Annotated in this window: 16 protein-coding genes and 1 pseudogene; 4 read left to right on the top strand and 13 right to left on the bottom strand. The window is 47.5% G+C overall.

Annotated elements, in window-relative coordinates; genetic code table 11:
• Window positions 1–4: 4 nt before the first annotated feature.
• A complete protein-coding gene (locus H6F66_RS23670; RefSeq protein ID WP_190426422.1) occupies window positions 5–1657 on the bottom strand; it encodes a DUF1565 domain-containing protein in 1653 nt (550 codons plus the stop codon).
• 228 nt (window positions 1658–1885) lie between these two features.
• Here H6F66_RS23670 and H6F66_RS23665 point away from each other — a divergent pair, with 228 nt between their 5' ends.
• The gene (locus H6F66_RS23665; RefSeq protein WP_199294842.1) at window positions 1886–2401 is read left to right on the top strand and encodes an alpha/beta hydrolase; all 516 of its coding nucleotides are present in this window, start codon (window positions 1886–1888) and stop codon (window positions 2399–2401) included.
• Between the two features lie 119 nt (window positions 2402–2520).
• On the opposite strand, the gene H6F66_RS23660 is transcribed toward H6F66_RS23665, so the two are convergent.
• The 7 genes from H6F66_RS23660 to H6F66_RS23630 all read right to left on the bottom strand — a co-directional run bounded on the left by H6F66_RS23660 (window position 2521) and on the right by H6F66_RS23630 (window position 11108).
• Window positions 2521–2727 carry a hypothetical protein gene (locus H6F66_RS23660; RefSeq protein WP_190426417.1) on the bottom strand — a complete coding sequence of 69 codons (207 nt, stop codon included), beginning with the start codon at window positions 2725–2727 and terminating at the stop codon, window positions 2521–2523.
• A gap of 268 nt (window positions 2728–2995) precedes the next feature.
• The gene (locus H6F66_RS23655; RefSeq protein WP_190426415.1) at window positions 2996–3652 is read right to left on the bottom strand and encodes a low-complexity tail membrane protein; all 657 of its coding nucleotides are present in this window, start codon (window positions 3650–3652) and stop codon (window positions 2996–2998) included.
• Between the two features lie 72 nt (window positions 3653–3724).
• Window positions 3725–6829, bottom strand: coding sequence for a translation initiation factor IF-2 (infB, locus tag H6F66_RS23650; RefSeq protein ID WP_190426413.1), 3105 nt, complete (start codon window positions 6827–6829; stop codon window positions 3725–3727).
• 284 nt (window positions 6830–7113) lie between these two features.
• Window positions 7114–7434, bottom strand: a complete 321-nt coding sequence (locus tag H6F66_RS23645; protein ID WP_190426410.1) for a YlxR family protein — start codon at window positions 7432–7434, stop codon at window positions 7114–7116.
• A gap of 46 nt (window positions 7435–7480) precedes the next feature.
• Entirely contained in the window at window positions 7481–8809 is a 1329-nt protein-coding gene (gene nusA / locus H6F66_RS23640; RefSeq protein WP_190426408.1) for a transcription termination factor NusA, read from the bottom strand.
• A 109-nt stretch (window positions 8810–8918) separates the two neighbouring features.
• Window positions 8919–9380, bottom strand: coding sequence for a ribosome maturation factor RimP (gene rimP / locus H6F66_RS23635; protein WP_190426406.1), 462 nt, complete (start codon window positions 9378–9380; stop codon window positions 8919–8921).
• A gap of 306 nt (window positions 9381–9686) precedes the next feature.
• Entirely contained in the window at window positions 9687–11108 is a 1422-nt protein-coding gene (locus H6F66_RS23630) for a hypothetical protein (RefSeq protein WP_199294840.1), read from the bottom strand.
• 312 nt (window positions 11109–11420) lie between these two features.
• Between H6F66_RS23630 and H6F66_RS23625 the strand changes: the two genes are divergently transcribed.
• Entirely contained in the window at window positions 11421–12185 is a 765-nt protein-coding gene (locus H6F66_RS23625; protein WP_190426404.1) for a peptidoglycan-binding protein, read from the top strand.
• A 4-nt stretch (window positions 12186–12189) separates the two neighbouring features.
• Here the strand turns inward: H6F66_RS23625 and H6F66_RS23620 are convergent, their stop codons facing one another.
• Both H6F66_RS23620 and H6F66_RS23615 read right to left on the bottom strand, forming a co-directional pair.
• Window positions 12190–13077 carry a hypothetical protein gene (locus H6F66_RS23620; RefSeq protein ID WP_190426402.1) on the bottom strand — a complete coding sequence of 296 codons (888 nt, stop codon included), beginning with the start codon at window positions 13075–13077 and terminating at the stop codon, window positions 12190–12192.
• Window positions 13078–13227: 150 nt separating this feature from the next.
• Window positions 13228–14619, bottom strand: a complete 1392-nt coding sequence (locus H6F66_RS23615; protein WP_190426400.1) for an NAD-dependent malic enzyme — start codon at window positions 14617–14619, stop codon at window positions 13228–13230.
• A 74-nt stretch (window positions 14620–14693) separates the two neighbouring features.
• Here H6F66_RS23615 and H6F66_RS23610 point away from each other — a divergent pair, with 74 nt between their 5' ends.
• Window positions 14694–15248 carry an SRPBCC domain-containing protein gene (locus tag H6F66_RS23610; protein ID WP_242018998.1) on the top strand — a complete coding sequence of 185 codons (555 nt, stop codon included), beginning with the start codon at window positions 14694–14696 and terminating at the stop codon, window positions 15246–15248.
• Between the two features lie 254 nt (window positions 15249–15502).
• On the opposite strand, the gene H6F66_RS23605 is transcribed toward H6F66_RS23610, so the two are convergent.
• Window positions 15503–16273, bottom strand: coding sequence for a DUF6816 family protein (locus H6F66_RS23605; RefSeq protein WP_190426447.1), 771 nt, complete (start codon window positions 16271–16273; stop codon window positions 15503–15505).
• Between the two features lie 85 nt (window positions 16274–16358).
• Entirely contained in the window at window positions 16359–16766 is a 408-nt protein-coding gene (locus H6F66_RS23600) for a ChuX/HutX family heme-like substrate-binding protein (protein WP_190426397.1), read from the bottom strand.
• Between the two features lie 177 nt (window positions 16767–16943).
• Here H6F66_RS23600 and H6F66_RS23595 point away from each other — a divergent pair, with 177 nt between their 5' ends.
• On the top strand, window positions 16944–23453 hold the full coding sequence (locus H6F66_RS23595) for a CHAT domain-containing protein (protein WP_190426394.1): 6510 nt from the start codon (window positions 16944–16946) through the stop codon (window positions 23451–23453).
• A gap of 60 nt (window positions 23454–23513) precedes the next feature.
• Here the strand turns inward: H6F66_RS23595 and H6F66_RS23590 are convergent.
• Window positions 23514–23602, bottom strand: a pseudogene (locus tag H6F66_RS23590) (IS1 family transposase); the annotation flags it as partial.

Genomic DNA, 23602 nt, shown 5'->3' with positions numbered 1-23602 from the left:
CATCTTAAGGAGCCTGGACTAGATAAGGTGAAGCAATAGCCTCAGCCTTGCCAGCATTAACTAGCGCCTGATAGACAAATGCCGCCACTTCAGCGCGGGTAGCATCGCGACTAGGATTAAGCTGAGCCAGGGTAGGATAATTTACTACCAACTGTTGTTGAGTCGCCCCGGCGATCGCAGTGCTTGCCCAAGTCGGAATTTGAGAGCGATCGCTAAACACCGACAACACATTAGTATTATCAGAGCGCAGTTTCAGACCACTCGCCAGAGAAACCAAAACCTGAACTCTGGGGATGCGCTGTTCTGGTCGAAACACAGGACCCGGATACCCCGATAGGAAACCGCCCTGAGAAGCTGTTTGGATAGCCTGATAAGCCCAATAATTCCGGCTAACGTCGGTGAAATTAATCGCCGACTGTGTTTGTGTTGGGGCAAATGCCTTATTGATGATAGCCGCAAACTGAGCGCGTGTCACAGGTTGGTTAGGGCGGAAAGTGCCATCCGGGAAACCAGCAATAATATCTTTAGCTACCAACGCTTGAATATATGCTTGCGCCCAGTTACCTTGAATATCAGCAAAGCCGCCGCCTGGAACTGATGTTGCTACAAAGTCTACGCGGCCAGAAATCTTCTTAGCATCAATATCGTTGCCGACTGCCAGTATCGTATTGGTACGGGTAATGTTCGCAACATCAAACCTGGTGTTATTACGTATGCGATTTTGCCCCGGACTGTCAGCAGTACCTAGATTAGGTTGTGCAGTCCCGGTTGCCACCACTCCATAGCTTGTATTTGCCTCAATTATGTTACTACGCAGCACAGGGGCCGCTGAGTTGGAGGCAACTACCCCATCAACGTTTTGGATGATGCGGTTTTCTACGATCAAAGGTGATGCCGTCTCAGTGACCACAATACCACTGCCAGTCTCCTGAAACAGATTGTTGCGGATTTCTCCTGTCGCTGTCTTGGCAACAGAAAGACCATTTCCCTCGTTCCTGGTAAAGACGTTTGCTTCAATCTTGGGGTTACCCGTACCCGTGACGAGAACCCCCTCCCGCTTGCTGTTGGAAAAGGTGTTATTACTCACCTTTGCATTACTAGATTCAATCCACAGCCCAGTTCCTCTCGGATTAGGGTTAGTGATAGTTAATCCTGCAACTTCCGCGTCGTTGTCTGCGCGCATTGTAATATTCTGACCGGAAAAAGTGGGACTGTTGTAGCCACCACCGCCAATAATTGCTACTGTCTGTCCTTTGGTCGCAGGATCGCCGCGCAAAATCACGCCTCTTTTGACGACGAGGGGGAAGACTTCCCCTGTGTCAGCCGTGTAGGAACCAGGTGCCAGCTGAACGACTGTGCCAGATGCAGCTTGCTGGAGGGCGTAGGAAATGGTGCGATAGGGTGTAGTTTGGCTACCAGCACTGGTACTATCGTTACCTGTGGATTGGTTGACGTAGACGACGGTTGCGCCTGCGGGAACTTGCGCTATGGATGTTGATGGCTCTATAAGGGCAGTAGCAGGAAGTGCCATTACCCCGCCAGACCAAAGCAACAAAGCGCTAAACAGGGATGTCCCGATGACGGTGCCTACCTTTGTGTGACGTAAATTGACGCTCTTAAGCTGAGAGGAATTCCGATGAGAACCCTTGTAGATCATACGATTGATGCTTTTTGTGTGCTTTCTTACTTTACGATTTAGGGACTCGCTGAGGGATATTTTTTTTTAAAATTGAATACGGATGCGATCGCATTCCCCGTTTGTGCGATGTCCCTGTGGTATGGTTCGCCATTGTTTCTTGCGCCAGAGGTTGCAACTTATCGCTACAGAGTATCGTCAAAGTAGAACAAGATTTTTTGGTTCCCTATGCGCTATCTATTGCTGTCAATGCGTCTCGTTTGTTTAGCTGCTGTTGCAGGGGTTTGGCTCTTTGCCACTCCTGCGGATGCTGCCGAATCGGTGGTGCTAAAATACAGCATTCTCAGAGAATCAATATCGGTTCCCGAACTCACAACTTTTGTGGAAACTGGGGAACTTTCGCCGGCGTTGCGTGCTTATCTAGCTATGGCTGGAAAAAAGCCTGAAGAATTGAGAAAGGTGCTGACGCAAGAAATAAAGGTGAATGCTCTGTTTTTAGACAAGGTGCTGAATAACCCTCTAGGAGAAATTGCACTGACTCAAGTCTCTGATGTAATTCATACTGGTAGCGGTGCCAACGTGCAGGCTTTGCGGGGAGCTTTGATGAGTTCAGCTCTACCAAATAATAAGATTACTTTGATTGAAGTGCTGCAAAATTACCCTACCCCAGAAGTTCATGTGGAGGGCGATCGCCTTGCCGATGTCTACAAGCAAGTCCGGCGACTGGCAGAGGGCTTGCCGAATTTGGGCGATTTAATCAAGTAGCAGCTGTTAATAGCTAATTGACCCAATGTGCAACTAAGAGTGGCTCCCCCAATTTACCATTGGGGGAGCCACTCTTACAAAAGACCGTATTTATTAACTATTAGCCATTAGATAACTGACTAATAAGCCAAAGTTTCTAGTGTTTCCCGCAGGTAGCGGCGAACCCGATAATCGATACCCACGTCTTGAAGTTGTTCTTTATCCATAGGGCGTTCCAGCTCCCAACGCTGGAATCCGGAACTGGATGCGATCGCTTGTTTGAGGCTTTCCCAAATTTGGGTATCGCCGGAAAATTCGCTTTTTTGTGAAGCAGAGAAAATGACCATACGCACCTTTTATAGTAATAATGAGTTTTCAGCTTATATATGAAAGCAATTCTATTTTTTATTTTAAATTCTAAATATTAGATTTAGAGTTAAAACTCACTTGAAAATCTAATATCACTCGTTTAATATCTAAAATCAGCTAACCGCTATTTAATGAATTTGTCCATCTATTCCCAGGATAGCCTAAATCGCAAATTAGATTGTGCTTTTAAGCACATCTCAATTTAAACTATCCATGATTGGCTAGGTAGACTAAAGGCTTGTATTCTTAGTCAGAAGACACTGGTTCCCTCTTTGCTGATTCCAGCTCAGCTGGCATTTTAGCAGATGCTTGCGAGATTTCTGCTGGCAATATTTGATTTACCTGTAATCCCGGAATTGTGAACTCCTGACAAATGCGTTCTAGGGGATAAGGTGGCGTTCCCCAAAACGCTGCTTCGCTGATGAACAGAACTCGCGCCACGCTCAAGCTAACCTGCAAAAACAAATTGCCTGCCAGAAATGCTAGTGTCGCCGCTAGCAGTCCCGCCAGTCGCCACTGGGGAAGAAACGCTGCTTTGCTTGCCACTAAGGGTGCCGTCTGGTACAGGAGCCACAATAGCCCTAGCATGAAAACGGCTGCTGCGCCAGCGATAAACTTGTTCCCTGGAGTTTTGAATTGCGACAAAAGGCATCGTTGCTCATCTGTCAATTGCTCTGGCTTCATCGCTACTGCCAGGATGCTGAAAATGGAAAAAGGGCGGCTCCACTGCATCCAGAATACTGGTGCAATGCCGACAACCGCCACTAAAGACATTTCCAGCCACCCTGGTGACACAGGATCGCCAACAGCTAGGAATAGGCAGCACGCTTCCAAGCAAATAGGAACTGCTGCCAATCCAGCAAGATGAATCCACAAAAACGGTTCTGACCAAAAAGAGCGCATAAAAGAGTTTTGAGTGCTGAATTTTGAGTTTTGAGTTAAATATGTTTTTAATTCAAAACTCAAAACTCAAAACTAATTGGGCGATAGAGTCCGGCGCTTGCTTACCATCTGGTAGGCTTCGATAATGTCGCCTTCCTTCCAGTCGTTGAAACGATCGACACCGACACCGCATTCGTACCCAGCGTTGACTTCCCTGGCATCTTCCTTCATCCGCTTGAGGGAATCCAGAACGCCTTCGTGCACCACTTGAGAGTTGCGGCGCACCCGCACTCGGCAATTACGAACTACTTTGCCGGACAGTACGTAGCAACCAGCGACAGCGCCGCGACCGACTGGGAAGACAGCGCGGACTTCCACGCTTCCGAGGGGTTCTTCGACCTGCTCTGGTTCCAGCAGACCTTCCATTGCGCCTTGAATATCATCCAACAGTTTATAGATGATGTTGTATTCGCGCACATCGACACCTGCCTCGTCAGCAGCTTGTCGCGCTCCACTGGCAAGAGTGGTATTAAACCCAACAATCACAGCGCCACTGGCAGCAGCTAAGTCAACGTCTGTCTCAGTAACTTCCCCAGGAGCGGCTAACAGCACCCGAACTTGCACTTCATTTTGCGGCAACTGTCCAAGTGCGCCCAGAATCGCTTCTACGGAGCCTTGAACGTCTGCCTTGAGAAGCAAGTTGAGTTCCTTGAGTTCGCCTTCTTGAGCCTGAGCTGAGAGGGAATCCAGGGTAACTCGGCGGGATGCCATCACCTGTTGTAGGCGTGACTGGCGTTGCTCGTCGGCTCTGGTGTTAGCGATCGCGCGAGCTTCTTTTTCGTTCGGGTAGACCTCGAATTCATCACCAGCAGCTGGAACGTCGCTTAAGCCCAACACTTCCACTGCGAAAGATGGTGTCGCGGCACTCACCCGATCTCCCCGGTCATCGATCATTGCCCGTACTTTGCCCAGTACCGAGCCAACTACCAGGACATCGCCTACTCGCAACGTACCATTTTGTACCAGGAAGGTAGCAACTGGACCTCTTGATTTATCCAGATTTGCTTCAATCACCGTACCTTTAGCTGGGCGGTCTGGGTTAGCGGATAGTTCTAAAACTTCCGCCTGTAGCAGAATCATTTCCAGTAGCGTATCCAGGTTTTCCCCTTTAATGGCGCTTACCGGAACCATAATGATATCGCCGCCCCATTCTTCAGGTTGCAGACCGTATTGGGTTAGCTCCTGCTTCACGCGGTCTATCTGGGAATCCGGCTTATCAACTTTGTTGATCGCCACTACAATTGGCACTTCAGCTGCTTTCGCGTGGCTGATGGCTTCTATCGTCTGCGGTTGAACACCATCATCAGCGGCAACCACCAGCACAGCGATGTCTGTAACTCGCGTACCCCGCGCCCGCATTGCCGTAAAGGCTTGGTGACCAGGAGTATCGAGGAACACAACTTGCTGATGTTGACCTTCATAATCCACATCCACATGGTAAGCACCGATATGCTGGGTAATTCCCCCGGCTTCTCCCTGAGCCACCTTGGTTTTGCGGATCGAATCGAGTAAGGTTGTTTTACCGTGGTCTACGTGACCCATAATTGTCACGACTGGCGGACGGCGTTGCAGGTGATCCACGTCTTCCTCGGTCACCATTACCGTTACTTTCGTAGCCGCAGCTTGTTCTTCTTGCGTCTCCACTTCCACACCCAGCTCATTCGCCACCATTGTGACGGTGGGGATATCCAGGGTTTGGGTAATGTTGATCGCAAAGCCTTTGAAGAACAGAGTTTTGATAATCTCGGTTTCTGCCACTCCCAGAGCCGTAGCTAGTTCTCTTACGGTCAAACTGCCACTCAATACCAGTTTTTCGGGACGTTCTGGTTTGGCTGCTTCCCGACGGCGATTATCATTTTGGGTATCGCGTGAGCTTGAACCTTTGCGAGCGCCAACTTTGGTGGCCGCTGCTGGAGCTGCCACTACTGGCCCTGCTGGACGAGCTTTTTGCTGCTTCGGAGGACGCGCCACTGAAAGACTTACCTGAAGTGCAGCTGGCAAACCTTCCACTTCGTCAAGATCATCTTCGTCATCCAAGACAATTTGATTGCGACGCTGCTTGGTTTTGGCTGCTGCCTTCGCCTTCGCTGCTTCTGGGCTTTCCTCTTCCTCTTCCTCCCACGCAGCCTTCCGCTTGCTGACCAAACGGGGCGGAGTTGGTTTTCTTAATAACAGTTCTTCTGGTGTATCTGCCGATCCCAAACCATCGTCGTTGTCCCGAAGCCCCTTAGAGCGTCCTGTCACTAAATCTTCTTGTGCTTCAACGCCTCCAGAAGATTTTCTGCCAATCGGGGACAGATTCCGCCCTGGTCTTTGCGGTGGCGAGTGCAGTTGTGGAACTGGCGGGGCTACGGGCGCAGAGCGCTCTGGTTTTCCTGCTCCTGCTGATCGGGGAGTCGGCGCACTATGCCGTACTGGCGACCCACTGCTTGGCCCGCCTGTTTGTGGTTTCGCTACTGGCTCCGCAGGAGGTGCATTGTTGTCAACCTTATTGGCCCGTTTCAATACAGGCCGTTCAACTGTTTGCCCTGGACGCTGCGCTGTTTGCCTTGCTGGAGGTTCAACAAGTTCGGGTCGTTTTTCAACGACTTGAGGTTCAGGGGCATTTTCCTCTGGTAGAACGTTTCTCTCTGGTTGTACTGCTTCTACTTGAGGCTCTTCTTGTAGTTCTACTTGAGACTCTACTTGCGTTTCTTCTACAGTTGGGGTATTATCCCGTTCGCTGAGACGCACCGGTTTATTGAGGGTTGTCGGCTTCATTGGTGACGGCGACTGCTGTCTAACTGGTGGTTGGGGAGGGATAGCCACTTGCTCTCCCGACTGTTGTGGGTTAGAACCCGAACCTGCTTTATGCTGACGAATCTCCAAGATTTGCGGCTTGTGTTCCAGCCTTGGTCGCACAGCTTGAGATACTGGCGGCGAAGTTCTGCGTTCCCCCGGCGGACGTAACGCGCTCTTCGGACGGGAGGCGTGTTGTTTCTCTGCCGCCGAACGAATACGCTCTGCCTCCGATTCTGTTATTGTGCTGCTGTGACTTTTGACTGCTATATCGAGCCGATCGCAAATTCCTAGAATATCCTTATTTTCCAAATCCAATTCCCGTGATAATTCGTAAATTCTGACTTTGCCGTTGTTCATCCAGTCTTTCCCCTCGAATCCTACCAGTTTTCAGACCATAACCATACGCTTAAACCACAACTTGTTGATCATTTGCGTGCTGTGTAAAGAACGGAAGCGCCAGACTGTTGTCTTTTGCTTCTCGTAATCATGTACAAGAAATTTTTACTCTGCTTACCACAAACAAGCCATCTGCCTATTTTAGTTAACTGCTTTTTTTCTAATCTTGCACAAATTTTTAACAACTTGGGTCACATTTCTTTTTTGCAGGCTTATTTCCTTACGATATCTTATTCGGATGGGTGTTATGGGCCTGGGACGATAGGCGGCTCTTGGCTGCTGGTTTCGCTAACCAACAGGAGACTTCGCTCGTGTTGGCTAGCGGTCAGACGCTGCCACAGGGTTTGGTAGAGTTCTTCTGAAACAGGTGCTTTGAGACTTCGCCCCAGTTTATTTTTTTTTCGAGCCGCTACCAAACAACTTTCCTGGGGACAAATATAGGCGGAACGTCCCATCCCCTGATCTAATTGTAACTTCCCCGACGGGTAGAGTCTTACAACGCGCCAAAAGTCTGACTTTAGCGCTACCTGGCGGCAACTTACGCAACGCCGATAGTTTGGTTTCATATCGAGGCAACAGTTTAGATTTGAGATTTAATCTAAAATCTCAAATCTAAACTTCCGTTGTCTGCGCCTGATTAACTTCATCTACCTCATCTTCCTCGTCCAGGTCGTCCTGCCAATCATGTTGTGAAGCAGGAGTTTCAAATTCTTCAAACTCCTCATCGTCGTCTGCCAAAGCGGAGAGAGCTTCCTCTTCGGCTTGTCGTTGAGCAGCAGCAGCCGCTATATTCCGGGCTTCGGCTTCGTAGTCGTACTTGGCAATGTCTTTAATATCGATTTTCCAACCTGTTAATCGCGCTGCTAGACGGACATTCTGACCTTCTTTACCTATCGCCAAACTTAGTTGATCCTCCGCCACCAAAACATGAGCCTGACGAGCATCTGGGTTTACAAGGCGCACCTCATCGACTCGTGCGGGCGAAAGAGCATTAGAAATGTAGGTAGATGGGTCAGGCGACCAGCGGATCACATCTATTTTTTCGCCCCGCAATTCATTTACTACCACTTGAATCCGCGATCCTCTAGCGCCAATACAGGCTCCCACGGGGTCTACATCGCGCTCTAAAGTATCAACGGCGATTTTGGTGCGGGGGCCTACATGACGAGAGGGAGGATTGGCTTCTCTCGCTACTGCCACAATCCGCACCACTTCATCCTCAATTTCTGGTACTTCGTTGGCAAATAGATAAACTACTAACCCTGCGGCGGCTCTAGAAACCAGTAACTGAGGGCCACGCGCTGGGCCTTCCCGTACCTTTTTTAGAAATACTTTGAAGGTAGCATTGGCGCGGTAATTGTCGTTGGGCAGCTGTTCCCGCTTCGGTAAGTCGGCTTCAACTTCTGACTGACCAAACCCACTATTGACCGCCATAATTACAGATTGCCGCTCAAATCTCAACACTCGCGCCTGTAAGACGGTTCCTTCCAGTTCTTGGAACTCTTCAGCAACGAGTTTGCGCTGCTGATCTCGCAGTTTTTGCGATAACACTTGTTTGGTTTGAATTGCCGCCATGCGACCAAATTCGGTTTGTTCTGGTGTGACGTCCAGAACCACGGTGTCACCTAGAGCCGCCTCTGGAGCTACTTCTTGAACTTGTTCTAGGGCAATTTCATGATCCGAGTTTGTCACTTCTTCCACAATGGTCTTGGTAGCCAAGACGCGGAAGCCTTCCTCTTCTGTGTCGAGTTCGACTTCAAAGTTTTCAAAATACTCTTCATCAAAGTGCCGCTTGTCGAGGTTCTGGGTGCGACGATAGCGCTCGTAGCCTTTAAGCAGGGCTTCTCTGAGGGCTGATTGCACGGCACTTTTAGGTAAATTGCGCTCTGCACTAATTTTGTCGATTAGCTCTTTAAGTCCACGCAGACTAACCATTGACATAAAAAAAACCTCCAAAAGTAATATTTGTCATTGGCTAATAGCTAATAGCTAATGGTTCCTAGCTTGCGAACAATTAGCCATTAGCTATTAGCAGTTAGCAATCCTTCAATTAGCGTTTTTCATCCAGCTGTACGCGGCTCACCAGCTGGCGGGGAATAGCGATCGCCCGACCCTTTTGGTTGAGGTAAATACTGCTCTCATCGCGACCAATTAGCTGTCCCCTCCATTCTTTCTGCCCTTCATAAGGTTCGGAGGTTTTGACAATCGCGGGAAATCCCTTGAAGGATATAAACTCTCGATCCGTGGTCAGCTGGCGCGAAATCCCAGGGCTGGAAATCTCCAATACATACGCATCAGGGATGATATTCGCTGCATCTAAAGCAGCTTCCAAAGACTTACTCATCCGTTCGCAGTCATCTAGTCCCGTGTCGGTGTCGCAGTTCCGGATGTCCACTCGCAGCACTGGCGGGCGTTGGTTGGTGTGAAAAACCGCCCCTACTACCTCCAAGCCCAAGTCTTCTGCTACTGGTGTCGCTAAATCAATAATTTGTGGAATCAGAGGATGAGTCATGAGACCTATCCGTACATTGTAGAATTTATGCGGGGCGGAGGTTCCAATCCCTATTAGGGTTGTAAAACTCCAACAAAAAAAAGTGGGTGCCGCCCCACTTCCTGCGAACACTATATTCCAAGAAGTCTTGCAACGAATCCGGTTGGATTCGTCCCTACGTTGATTTTAACGCAAGCTGTACTCTGGTGGCGAGTCAGGAAAAGGGCAATCATGTAAAAGGCAACAAAAAGAATTCTTCTGTTCCCTTGTTCCCTAGTCCGCAGCACAGGTGTCTCGTCTGTGAATCCCCGAATCCCCACTCCCTAATCAACGCTTGACAATTTGGCTGATGGCTCTTTTTTCTTCTAATACTTGCTCCAAATCTCCCTCGGACAAGTTCTGAACGTAGTTGAGTTTGATTTCTTCTAACATATCGATAAGTAAAGATTGAATTTTCTGTATTGTCTGCTGTCTTTGCACTTCCGATCCCAAGGCTTGGGTGAAGTGTTCCATCAACTGTCTGGAGAGTTCTGCGCCAACCGGGTCGTCTTCCAGGGAGGAGGTGAGGGTTTGGTAGGCTGCTTGGGAGATTTCTCTAACCAGGTTCTCAGTTATTTGCGCGGGGATCGTACCCAATCCTGGCACCTGCTGGAGTCCTCTATAAGCTGGGGAAGACTGGAGAATTTTGTCTATATTGTGTTTTAAAATTGCTTCCAAATCTGGCTGAATTTTTGGGAGGACTTGATAAACGGTTATTTTCATTAATAAATTAGCGATCGCTTCCACTTCATTAACATTATTGATGTCAATGTATGGACGAGCTTCTTTGTTGGCAATCAACCGTCTAAGTTCTCCCCGGCGAATGGAGCTTTGCGTCTGGTTAATTACCCGGATAACGATAACTTCTGCCAGTTCTTCTGCAAAGTTTGCCGCCAACCCCCGGTTAACTTGCAGCCTTACTGGTTCCAGGTTTAACAATTTGGCTTGGTGTAGGCGAAGTGCAACTGTAATGATACGCAGTAACCGCCAAAAAGGTAATAGCATAAAAATGTCATACCACCGCCACAGCATCGCTTCTATCCAAGTTAAACCGATGCGAGTACGGTGAATGTAGTAGGTACGAGCCAAAAACTCAATGGCAAACGGGATGATAAACCAAATATCAATTAGCCAAAAATGGTCATCAAAATAACCTGTTTCTCCTATTTGCCGAAAATAATTAGTTGCGATTAAAGGCTGAATTTCTTGGTTATAAAACGCAATTTCTTTTTCCCATTTTTCCCAGTTTTGTGATAAGTAGGGTAAACTCCAGAAAGTTATGAAAGATTGTTTGGCGGAGTCATTACCAATTCGCCGCCGCATCCGATTTTTTATTTTTTCGAGAGTTCCTGTTTTGTTGGCTTCTTGAAATGGATTAGTTTCAATCATTTCCACGCTGCGATCGCGTAGTTCCTGTAACAAGGTTTCGACCCTTGGCGACTGCAACCCTGTAGGTTTTTGCAGTTCCACTTTGAGATTTTCTACCGTTTCCAGATACCGCTGCGTTTCTCGATGGGGTTCAATAGCTTTGATTGGGTCATAGACTTGGGTGAGGCTGCGGAACTCGCGCAGGTAGAAATCGCGTAAGGGGACATAGCTCAAATCAAACGCGACCAAGCCCAAGTTAGCCAGGGCTAAAAGTGCCATCACACGTTCATACCACAGATGACGGCGGGATTTGGGCCTATTTGCTATTTTTTGAGGGGTCATGGTAGGGATGAAGGATAAAGGAGGTTGAAGGTGGGGTTGTGACGTTTGTGACTGATAGACTTATCACACTTTATCCTTCATCCATAATTGACGATTTAGGCTGAAGAGGAGCGAAATAGACCCGGAAAATTGGATAGGCGCGACAGCCGGGAGCTAATTGCGATCGCAATTACCATTCCTAGAATTTAGACCAAATAATGCCCAAAGATTTGTCAACTCACCAAAGGTTAGCGTCAGGATTCCCAATTGGGCTTAAACTGTAACTATTTAATTCGCGATCGCATTTAATTCAGTGAGTGAGGAGTTTGAAGTATGTGGGGTAGATTTGGAATGCCTTTGGCTGCCGTTGCCCTCGGCATAACAGCCAGCTTAGTTAGTTACGAATTCGCTTTAGCCGACAGAAGCCGCGACTATACGCCACTTGAGATGCGCTCAGTATTGCGCGGCTTCGGGTATAACGTCACTCTGGGAGATAGCCTTACGGATGAAGCTACTACCAGGGCTATCCGCGAATTTCAGCAGGGATACAGAATCACACCAGTTGATGGCGTACCAGGTGAGAGAACGCAGAATTTGGCTGCTGATTTAGTCAGAATTCTCCAGGCGAACTTGAACCTAGTCGTTAAGCCAAATCCCCTTTTGCCCCGGACGCAGTTTTATGGCCCGCGAACCGAAGAAGCTATCAGGCAATTTCAGAGACAGTTTAATTTGCCTGTAACTGGGATCGCTACGTTACCAGTCCGTCAGAGACTCGACTTGGAAGCAAAAAGAATCTTAGGAACTGTTGACCAAGCACCAGCACCAACACCAACAGCCACGCCATCACCAACGCCAACCCCATCACCAACGCCAACCCCAAGAGCTACGCCATCACCAACGCCATCACCAACGCCATCACCAACGCCAGCAGCCACGCCATCACCAACGCCAACCCCAACACCCCTGCCAAGAGCCACGCCAATACCAAGGGATACTACTCCTTCGCCAGCGCCAAGTCCTAGTCCCTCACCGACACCTGGGGCTACTCCTTCGCCAGCGCCAAGTCCTAGCCCCAGTCCCTCGCCATCAGCAAGATAAATCTTTATGATCGAGGATCTTCAGGCAGGGGCCTTCCTTTAGGGACAGGTAAAGCAGGCGCACCTTCGTAGGGCATGGGAATGTACTGTACGCTAGGACGGCCGCCCTGCGGCTGTGGGTACAACTCCATCAAGTTATAGATTGACATTGGCAGCCCCACCGTAATTGGCAGACCGAGTTCCGTGGCTTCCTCTACTGTAATGGGATAGTCATGGGTGACGCGGCCAGTGGTGAGGGCTTCCACAATTTTTTCGATGTTTTCAGGAGCAATCTTTGGTTGGGGAATAGCGTCTTTGAGAAGGGTGCGGACAAAACGTTGCACCTGATCGATGGCTTTGCGTGATAGGTCTGCCATGATGATCGTTTGGTCGTCAACTTCGCTAATCGGCTTCTGTTCAATGACCTTGATAATACTAGCAGCTGCCATATTTCCCAGTTGGGGATCAACTGGCCCTAAGACGGCGTTGGCATCCATGATGATTTCATCGGATGCTAAGGCTAACATGGTGCCGCCGCTCATAGCATAGTGGGGTACAAAGACGGTAACTTTCGCTGGGTGACGAATTAAGGCTCTGGCAATCTGTTCGGTTGCCAGCACTAAGCCGCCTGGGGTATGCAAAATTAGGTCGATGGGAACTTCGGGAGGGGTGAGGCGAATTGCCCGCAGTACCTGTTCTGAATCTTCGATGCTGATGTAGCTAGATATAGGAATTCCTAAGAAACTAATAGATTCTTGACGGTGAATTAGCAAAATCACGCGGCTGCGACGCGATCGCTCAAATTCTCTTAAGGATTGAACTCTTCGAGATGCAACTTGGCGTTTTTGCAATACAGGTAGGAAGGAGGATACAGCTAAAATAACCCAGAAAATGTCAAAGAAACTAAAAGTCATTATTTTTTTGGCGAAAAAGCACTGTTTCCTCTTATTGTTCCAATCTCTGCATTGCAGAAGGTCTATCTGTGGATTGAACCACAAAGGACTGAGGACTGAAGAATGCTGAGGAGAGGAGTTATCTGCTGACTCTCCTGCTCCCCTTTTCCCTTATCGGCGGGCGATCCCTTCAGATCGGGCGGCGGCTTGCACAGCACCAGCAACGGCACTGGCTACCCGCTTGTCAAACACGGAGGGGATGATATGTTCCCGGTCGAGGTCGGAGGGTTTGACTAGGGAAGCGATCGCATTGGCGGCTTCTAAATACATAGTGGTGGTAATCGTAGAGGCGCGACAATCTAAAGCACCCCGGAAGACACCTGGAAAGGCTAAAACGTTGTTGATTTGATTCGGGTAGTCACTGCGTCCCGTTGCCATGACAGCCACATCGTCGGCGATTAATTCCGGCTGAATTTCCGGGATCGGATTAGCCATCGCCATGACAATCGGATCTTTTGCCATTGAGCGTACCATTTCCGGCGACACAACACCGGGAGCGCTGACACCTAAGAAGATATCTGCTTGTTTCATGGCATCTGCCAAGTTACCGCTAGATTCTATGGCAAATTCTCGCTTTTCTGGTGTCAAGTCGGGGCGGTTGGTGGAGATAATGCCTTTGGAGTCGCACATCCAGATTGACTTGGCACCAGCTTTTTGTAAAAGACGTGCGATCGCTACCCCAGCAGCACCCGCACCATTAATTACAATACGCACATCCTCAAAGGATTTTTTTACCAATTTCAGGGCGTTGATCAAAGCTGCCAGACTGACAATTGCCGTCCCGTGTTGATCGTCGTGAAACACAGGAATATCTAATTCTTGCCGCAGTCGCGCTTCAATCTCGAAACATCGCGGCGCGGCAATATCTTCTAAGTTGATACCGCCAAAAACTGGGGCGATGTTCTTGACAGTTTCCACAATTTGATCTGTATCTTGGGTATTCAGGCAGATGGGAAAGGCATCAATTCCAGCAAATTCTTTAAACAGCATCGCTTTACCTTCCATCACTGGTAAGGAGGCGGCGGCACCCAAGTTACCCAATCCCAGGACAGCGCTACCATCGGTGACAATGGCAACAGTGTTTTGCTTAATAGTTAAGGTGTGGACTTGTTCCGGGTCTCGCGCGATCGCCATACAAATACGTCCCACACCGGGAGTATAAGCCATCGCTAAATCACCTTGACTTTTGAGCGGAATTTTGCTTTCAATTGTGATTTTGCCGCTGCGATGTAAATTGAAGGTGCGATCGTAGACATCGATCAATTTGATATCTGACAGCTCCTTAATCGCTTGTACAATCTTTTCAGCGTGTTCTGTACTGGCAGCATCGACAGTGATTTCGCGAGTCACCGTCTGACGAGTGCGCTCAACCAAAGTAATCTGGTCTAAGTTACCGCCGACAGACGCGATCGCTCCTGTTACACTTGCTAACATCCCAGCGCGGTTGGGAATCTGGAGGCGAATCGTTAAACTGAAACTAGAGTTGGGTGTTAGTTCTACCATTGAATTAAGAATTTTAGATTTCAGATTTTAGAGTTTGGATTGAGAATGTGGGATTTTAGATTCAGGAATTTGGAATGGTTAAGAGTCTTCCTCTGCACCAATCCCTAATCATCCAAAATTTACTCGCTCCTAGCCTAAAGGAGCTACAAATTTGCAATTGTACCCGCTTACACCACCTGATCAGCTGCTACGACATGGCGAGTTTCTATGCCGAAATTGAAATCAATGCTCCGAAAGCTAAAGTTTGGCAAGTTTTATTCCAAAAACAGCAGTGGCATAAATGGAACACCTTCTTATTTGACTTAGACTCTAATGCGCCATTTAAGCAGGGGCAAGAAGTTTTCCTCTCTTTGCGGCGGTATCCAGGTGAGGAGGAGACAGAGTTTCAGCCTACGGTTACTTTAGTACAGTCTGGGACGTGCTTGGCTTGGGTTTCTTCTATTCCCGGTTTTCAGAATGAGTATATTTTCGAGTTGCAAGAGATTGGTGTTGGGCGGACTAAATACGTCCACCGGGACAATTTCTCAGGGGTGCTGACGAGGGTGTTTTTGCCCTTCATTCGGGAAGATGAGCAGCAGGGGATCAAGCGGATGGCACGGGAGTTGAAGCGGTATGTAGAACAGATGTGATGGAGATTGGCCAGGAGAGGATTGGGAGCAATTAGCCGCACACAATTCGAGTTGGTTTCAAAAAATGTTACCAGCACTGTTCTAGAAATTGGTGCCTATATGATGACTTTAAGATAAGACTCCTTCAGAGCCGTGGAACCTCAACTCCCACGGTTTTTTATTTTGTTAGGGCAGTCTAGCGGTTCTCACTATTTTGTTGGGGCATGACATTGCCATACCCCTACCGCCAACAAACGAGAACCGCTATACAACCGTCAGGGAGACTTTTCCAATTCCAGCCGATAGCGGTAAAGTGCTACTGGTCGCTCAAGAGCTTTAAAATAATCAGGGTCTTGAGGTGAAAGATAAACAGCTGTCACCTGATCGGCTTCAATAGATGACCCAAGCCGATGATAAGCTGTTGTCGTTTCTACCGTGTTGAAATAAGGGCTGGGTATGCCGCGAAAGATTTGCTCTTGAAGTTCTGTGGCAATGAATTTATCGGGCGCTGGTGTCTCGGTGCCGCGACCAGTGACAATTGAGACAAGCTGGCGATTGCCTCTCAACGAGGTAATCTGACGATTGGGAGAATGGGGATCAACTTTGACTGATAGAATAGCGCGATCGCCCAAATATGCCCTACCAATATTCAAGCCATTGAATGCCCGATCTGCCACCACTTGAGGGATTTTCAAGCTATTTTTGGGATTTAAAAAAAATCTTGACAATCCTTCACTGGTGTGAATAATTGGTTTAAATCGCACATAGAAACTTACAGGTTGGTTAAGATAGCGACGATTACTTTCAAAACCTGGTGTTAGAATCTCTGGTGCTAAGGGTGCCACTAAATCTACTAACGTACTCGTGACCTTCCAGGTGCCTACCATCCAGTCAGGATAAACTAAATCGCCCTCAGCAGCAGCGACAGGTGGCTTACCTTCCCAGTGGGGATGTGCCAAACGTTCAGCTAAGACTCCCGCCTGTGCCTCACCCCCCGACAGCAGCAACACCAGAACTAGGAAGCAACTCCAAAAGACTCGTAATATCACGGTAGAGCAGATTTAATTGTCAGGTTAAATTTATCGTTAGCTAATGGCGAATGGCAACAAACAATTAGCCATTAGCTAACTTTTAAACAGCATCAAGTGGTGCTGGTTCCCAAATTTCTCCGTATTTTTCTCTTAGTGCCTCCCATGCTTCTACTTGCCCCGATTCGTATTCTCCCGGTTTGCCCCACTGTAGAAACGCACTCAATGCTGTTTCCTCTTTCTCATCTAAAAAGCGAATCGCGTAGGTAGTAAAGTTCCCTCTTTTTGCTTCACCTGTTTCAAATTTCACCCGCTTGATGGCATCCATATTCAGGTGAAACTCGAATAAATCTGCGTGCATATTGGCATACTTGCCTTTAGGCAACTCTGCATAGAAAAGCTTTTGGATTGTTCCCCGTACTTCCAAAACAGCAGCGCTGCTAGTCACGATTAAACGCAACGTCAAGAGAGTGTTGCAAGCTTCTAAAAATTCTTTCAGGGTGGCAGTCATTGTCTCACGTATAAGAAGGTAGAGAACACTCTTAAGTTTTCTTAAGAATCTGCTAAAGGCAGAGTGTCAGTCTATCTGCGGATTCCTGGTAATTCCAGGGAAAACATTCATTACAGACAAATAAAATTTGTCCTCGTGTTTAAGCATACAAAATCATTTAGGGAAAATCTGATCTATATGGTTAATGCACACACTAAGACAAAAAGCAATACTAACATCTTGCATCATTCTCAACAAAAGGAGCCAAAGCCTCTCTTGTCCCATTTCCAGTTTTTGACTGGGAACGAGAAGAATGCTGAAGGCGATCGCATTCGGTGGGCAATACCTGCCCTGCTACTAGGAATGCTGTTACCAATATCAGCACAGGCCCAGTCTATTATCCCAGCTACAGACGGGACAGGCACAGTTAGTACACCCAATGGCGATGTCCTTTTAGGAGAACCTTCGGTTCGCTTCGACATTACTGGCGGCACTCTCTCCCAGGATGGGGCGAACCTCTTCCACAGTTTCACTCAATTCGGTCTGAGTCAAAACCACATTGCCAATTTTCTCTCTAATCCATCTATTCAAAATATCTTGGGGCGTGTCAGCGGCGGCAATCCTTCGATTATTAATGGTCTTATTCAAGTTACTGGCGGCAACTCCAACTTATTCCTGATGAACCCAGCAGGCATAGTTTTTGGTGCCAATGCCCAGCTAAACGTGCCTGCATCTTTTACCGCTATCACCGCCACTGGTATTGGTTTTGGTGACAATTGGTTTAAGGCTGTTGGGGCGAATAACTACGCTGCTTTAGTCGGGACACCCAGCACCTTTGCTTTTTCGGTTTCACAGCCGGGAGCAATTGTCAACGCAGGTCAATTGGGTGTTAATTCAGGACAGAATTTAACTTTATTAGGCGGCACTGTAGTTAATACCGGGCAGTTGTCGGCACCGGGAGGTAATATCACCGTAGCCGGGGTGCCTGGTGAAAATATGGTGCGCCTCTCTCAAGCTGGACATCTGCTGAGTTTGGAGGTGGGGATTGGGGACGGGGGGTTAGGGGCGGGGAATCCTAATCCTTTATCTTTACCCCAGCTGCTGACGAGTTCTGGTTTAGGGAATGCTACGGGGTTGACGGTTAATAGTAATGGAGAAGTGCGGCTGACGGGTTCTGGCGTTCAAGTGCCAGAAGCAGGGGGGGTAGCGATCGCATCTGGCACTCTAAATGTATCTGGTGCAACTGGTGGCACAATACAAGTTTTGGGCGACAAGGTAGGGTTAATTGGTGCCAATATCAACGCCTCTGGAACTAATGGCGGCGGAAATGTGCTAATTGGCGGCGATTATCAGGGTAAAGGTACAGTACCGAATGCCTCTGCAACTTACGTCAGTCGCGACTCGCTGATTAATGCCAACGCTGACAACAATGGTAATGGTGGGCGCGTCATTGTATGGTCTGATAACGTTACTAGATTTTATGGCAATATCAGCGCTCGTGGTGGTGCTAACTTTGGTGACGGTGGCTTTGTTGAAGTCTCTGGTAAAGAGTTTCTAGATTTTAACGGTGGGGTGAATGTCTCTGCAATTAAGGGCAAAGATGGGACAATACTCCTCGATCCCAGAGATATTATTATTGAGCCTGATGACTCAAACCCTGATAAGAATGCCGAAGTAGCGGACAGCCAAATTGTTTTTATTGATGGTGGTGTTGCTGATTTCCAAATTGATGATACAGCCCTAACTGCTCTAACTGGTAATATTTTCCTGCAAGCGCAACGCGATATTATCGTGCAACCTTTTACTTCACCGATAGTGTTTACTAATCAAACATTAGGTGAGGCAATCACTTTTCAAGCAGGTAGAAATATTCGCATCAACAGAGGTATTAGCACAGCAGGAGGTTCTATAGATTTGAGTGCTGGACAAGATATAATTGTCACTCAAAATATTTTCACTTCTTCAGCTATAGGAGGCGGAGTTATTCGCCTTAACAGTGTCAACGGCTCTATTGATACCAGTTCAGCTATTCTTCAGTCAAGCAGTAGCAATGGTGCTGGCGGAGAGATTACCATCAATTCTACAAACGGTGCTGTTAATACTGGCGTTATAAATTCCTCCTCTTCGTCTGTCAGCGCGAATGGCGGTGTAGTTACTATTCAAGCTGCTGGCAACATTCTTACAAATACCATTGATTCCCGTTCGCTGTCCGGTGCGACAAGTGGGGAAGTTCGCATTACTAGCGGAGGTGGCATTCAACTCGGAGGTTTTATTCAAGCATCTGGTAATTTAGCAACTGGTAACGGAGGTGATATTACTCTACAAGCTGCTGGTGATATTGATATAAATACAAACCAAATTCTGGCGAATGCACCTGTTAATGGCGGAGATATTACTGTTAACAGTAGCAATGGCCGAATTTTGATGAGTAGTGGTGGTTCGCTGGTATCCAGCACTTCCACAGGGTTAGCTGGCAAGATTGATGTATCTGCAAAAAATAATATTACTATTGCTCAACTAAACTCCGCTTCTACGGCTGGTACTGGCGGTGAAATTAAGGTGACAAGTACGCAGGGAAGTATCGATTCTCTGCAATTATTGTCTAACTCTGTTAGTGGCAATGCAGGCGCGATCGCTCTCACTGCTGCTAACGGTATTAATGCTAACTTTACAAACTCCAGCACTCAAGGAGGGGGAACAGCAGGAGACATTACTTTTACAACCAGTAATGGCAATATTACCACAGGAGATATGTTCTCCAGAGCAGAAGTTAATGCGGGAACCGCTAGTAATGCTGGAAAAATTCAACTAACAGCAAATAATGGCAGCATTACTACCACTAATCTTAGATCCTACTCTAGTATTTCTTCTGGTTCGGGCAATGCTGGTAATGGTGCTGCTGTCATTCTCAATGCTGCTAATGGTATTACCGTAAATGGGTTGCTGCAAAGTGGTTCTCGCGTTGCTGGTACTGGCAATGCTGGGAATGGTGGTGATGCAATTCTTACAACTACTAATGGCAATATTAATATAAAAAATGCCTTGCAAACTAATGCTGAAACTGCTTCTGGGAATGCGGGAAATGCTGGCAATATTACGCTGAATGCTACTAATGGCAATATAACCACCAATCTTGTACAAGCTTATGTTAAGGCTACTGGTACTGGGGGGAATGCAGGCGCGATCGCACTTTTTTCCAACACAGGCGACATCACTACAGACGCTATTACGTTTGGTTCCAATTTGTCTACTGGTGTAGATAACCCTTTGAATATCAATACTGCTGGTATTGTTAACATTAACGGTGCTATAAATAACAATGGTGCAGATATCTCTATTGGCGATATTGCTGCGCCTAAAGAAGTTAACTTAAATCTAGATACAGAGACTTTAGCTACCTCTGGCGGGGATATTTTTATCAAGAGTTCGGAAGAACTGAATATTTTAAAAAATCTAGATACTGATGGCGGTAATATTACTCTTGGCGGGAACACAATTGATACTAGCGCAGTTACTTTAGATTCTAGCAGTCTGACTGGCGACGGGGGGAAAATTGAACTTTCTGCAACTAGCGAAATTACCACTGGCGCTGTAACTTCTGCTGCTGTTGTTTCCGGCAATGCAGGCGATATTATTTTCACGAGTAATCAAGGACAAATCAATTCTCAAGGTGAGTTAAATTCAACTTCTGTTTCAGGAAATGGGGGAAAAATTCAACTTTCCGCAACCAACGACATTACTACAACAAACTTAAATTCTGCTGCTAGTGGTGCTGGCGATGCAGGTGAGATTAATCTCATTAGCACTCAAGGAGCAATTAATACTCAAGGCGCGTTAAATTCTAGTTCTGTTTCTGGCAGTGGGGGGAAAATTGAAATTGCTGCTAATAACAACATTACCACTGCAAAAGTTGACTCTTTCTCTGTTAATGGCACGGGAGGAAATATCAATGTCAATAGCACGGCGGGAGCAATTACTACAACCGGAGAATTGAAAACTGCTTCTGGTGGAAATGGGGGTGCGATCGCGCTTTCAGCCTTTGGCGATATTACTACAGATAAACTATCTTCTTACTCTCTTGTTTCTGGCAATGCGGGTAATATTACCCTCAGCAGCCAAACTGGAAATATCAACAGCGGAAATTTTGATGCTGATGCTGATAATGGTACTGGCGGCGAAATTAAGCTTTCTGCTAATAACAACATTACTACTGGCGAATTAAATTTTGGTTCTATCGCCGGACTTGGCGGCGGTGCCTTGACAATTGATACTTCTGGGGTGGTAAATTTCACTGGAAATATTACCGCTCAGGGAGCTGATACTGTGGTAGGAAATGATATTAAACCAAGCAATATTTTGCTACCAAACAGTATCAGCACCAGCGGCGGAGATTTTACCCTGAACTTTGCCAGTAATGCGAATTTGTCGAGTTCTGTTACCACTGGTGGCGGAAATTTTGAGCTGAAGAGTCCGGGCGCGATCGCTATTTCCGGTACACTACAGACGCAGGGCGGCAAAATCACTCTCTCAGGCGCAACTATTGACACTAAGCAAGGCACTATTAACTCTAGTAGCGCTACGAATGGCGGAGAAATTGACTTTCAAGCCAGCGGAGATATTCTTACAGGCTCCCTTGATTCCAGCACAGCAGGAATTGGCGGTAAGATTACGCTTACAAGCGATCGCGGTGCCGTAGAAACCGAAAATCTCACTTCAAAAGGGACAACCCGTGGCGGGGATATCACCATTTCTGCACTTAACCAGGTGATTACTGGCAATCTAGACTCTAGTGCGTCTTCAGGCGATGGCGGTAAGATTACCCTCACCAGCAACAGAGACGCGGTACAAAGCGGTAATCTAACATCTTCAGGATTGAGTAGTGGTGGGAAAGTTACTGTTTCTGCACGTTCGCGCATTCAGACTGGCGCGATAAACTCTAGTGCAACTGTGGGAAATGGTGGCGATGTCACCCTCGATCCGGAAAATGACATCCAGGTTGTCTCAATTAACTCCCAAGGTGGCACTCAAGGCAAGGGGGGCAATGTTGGTATCACCACAGGGCGATTTTTCCGGGCGACTGACTCTTTCACAGATCAAAATGGTACACAAGCCAGCATTTCCACTGCTGGTGGTGCAGGGAATGGTGACATCACCATTCGACACGCTGGCGGATTCCTCGATACTCCCTTTGTCGTCGGAGATGCCAGCGTCAACGGCACAGCAGGGGCGATTACCAGTGGAAATGATACGATACAGCCGCAGCAATCTTTTTCCGGTGCGTACACTCAGGGCGATATTAAGATCCTTACTTTTACACCAGATGCAAGGACGGCAACAACGTTCCTCGACTTCCAACTTCAGCCATTACCAACACTATCCGCCAGCATTGATAACCTCAGCCCAGTTTTAGATAATTCTGATATTTCTGCCTTGGAGAAGGCTTTTACCAACCAGTTTGAGAATTATCTGGGTATTGAGGATACCTCGATCAAAAATTTGGCAGATGCCCAGAAGACAGTTCGTAATATTGAAGCAGCAACAGGCGTAAAACCAGCGCTGATTTATATTGTATTTTTGCCTGCAAGCGTTGCATCTGAGGAGGAAAACTGTAGAGGCGTTAGATGCAACGTTTCTACAATTCAAAATTCCCAAGATCAGCTGGAATTGATTCTGGTGACGGGTCAGGGGGAACCGATTCGTAAGAAAATACCTTCAGCTATGCGATCGCAAGTCCTCAAAACTGCTCTTGCCTTCAGCACCGAAGTAAGCAACGTACAAAGCAGTCGTCAGAAATACCTTCCTCTGGGTCAGCAACTTTATCAGTGGCTAATAGCCCCCTTGGAAGCAGATTTAAAAGCACGAGGCATCCAGAATCTAGTATTCATCACGGATATGGGGCTGCGTTCTGTACCTCTGGCTGCTCTCCACGATGGTCAAAAATTTCTCGTAGAACGCTACAGCGTCGGTCTGATGCCCAGTCTCAGCTTAACCGATACCCGTTACCGAAATATCAAAGATACGGAAGTTCTGGCGATGGGGGCGGCGAAATTTGAGAACAAACCTGCTTTACCTGCTGTACCTGCGGAGTTGTCGTTCATCACCTGTACAGCCAAAGAAAGTAGCGATCGCCCTTGCTGGAGTGGTAAATCTTTCCTAGACGAAGGTTTTACTCTAAGTAATCTCAAGACGCAACGCGGTGAACGCCCTTTTGGGATTGTACACCTGGCAACCCATGCAGAATTTAAGTCTGGCTCACTTAGCAATTCTTACATTCAGCTATGGGACACTCAGCTGAGATTGGATAGTTTGGGACAAATGGGCTGGAATAACCCACCAGTGGATTTGTTAGTACTGAGTGCGTGTCGAACGGCAATTGGGGATGAAGAAGCTGAGTTGGGGTTTGCAGGGTTGGCGGTGCAGGCGGGAGTGAAGTCGGCGCTAGCAAGTCTGTGGTATGTGTCCGATGAAGGTACTTTGGGATTAATGACAGGCTTCTACAACGAATTAAAAAAAGCCCCAATCAAAGCGGAGGCGCTACGTCAGGTGCAGGTAGCGATGTTAAAAGGGGAGTTACGTGTAGAGGAAAACCAATTGCTTAGTCCTGATGGGAAAATACCTCTACCGCCGACTCTGGGAAATTTCTCAAATCAACAGTTTACCCATCCTTACTACTGGGCGGCTTTTACGATGATTGGCAACCCTTGGTAATCGGATTATGACCCAATACGGTTCACTTAAAAATAGGGCGTTGCATAATGGTGCTATGAATCATTGAGGAATAGGGACATCCCAGAATTTGAGATAGTGCAGTAACAGCCGAATTGAGTATCTCAGCATTTCCTCGGATTTTGAATAGC

Origin of the sequence: Trichocoleus sp. FACHB-6, from assembly GCF_014695815.1 — a bacterium.
Classification (GTDB): Bacteria; Cyanobacteriota; Cyanobacteriia; order Cyanobacteriales; family FACHB-T130; genus Funiculus; species Funiculus sociatus.
This window is presented reverse-complemented; position numbering and strand designations above follow the sequence as displayed.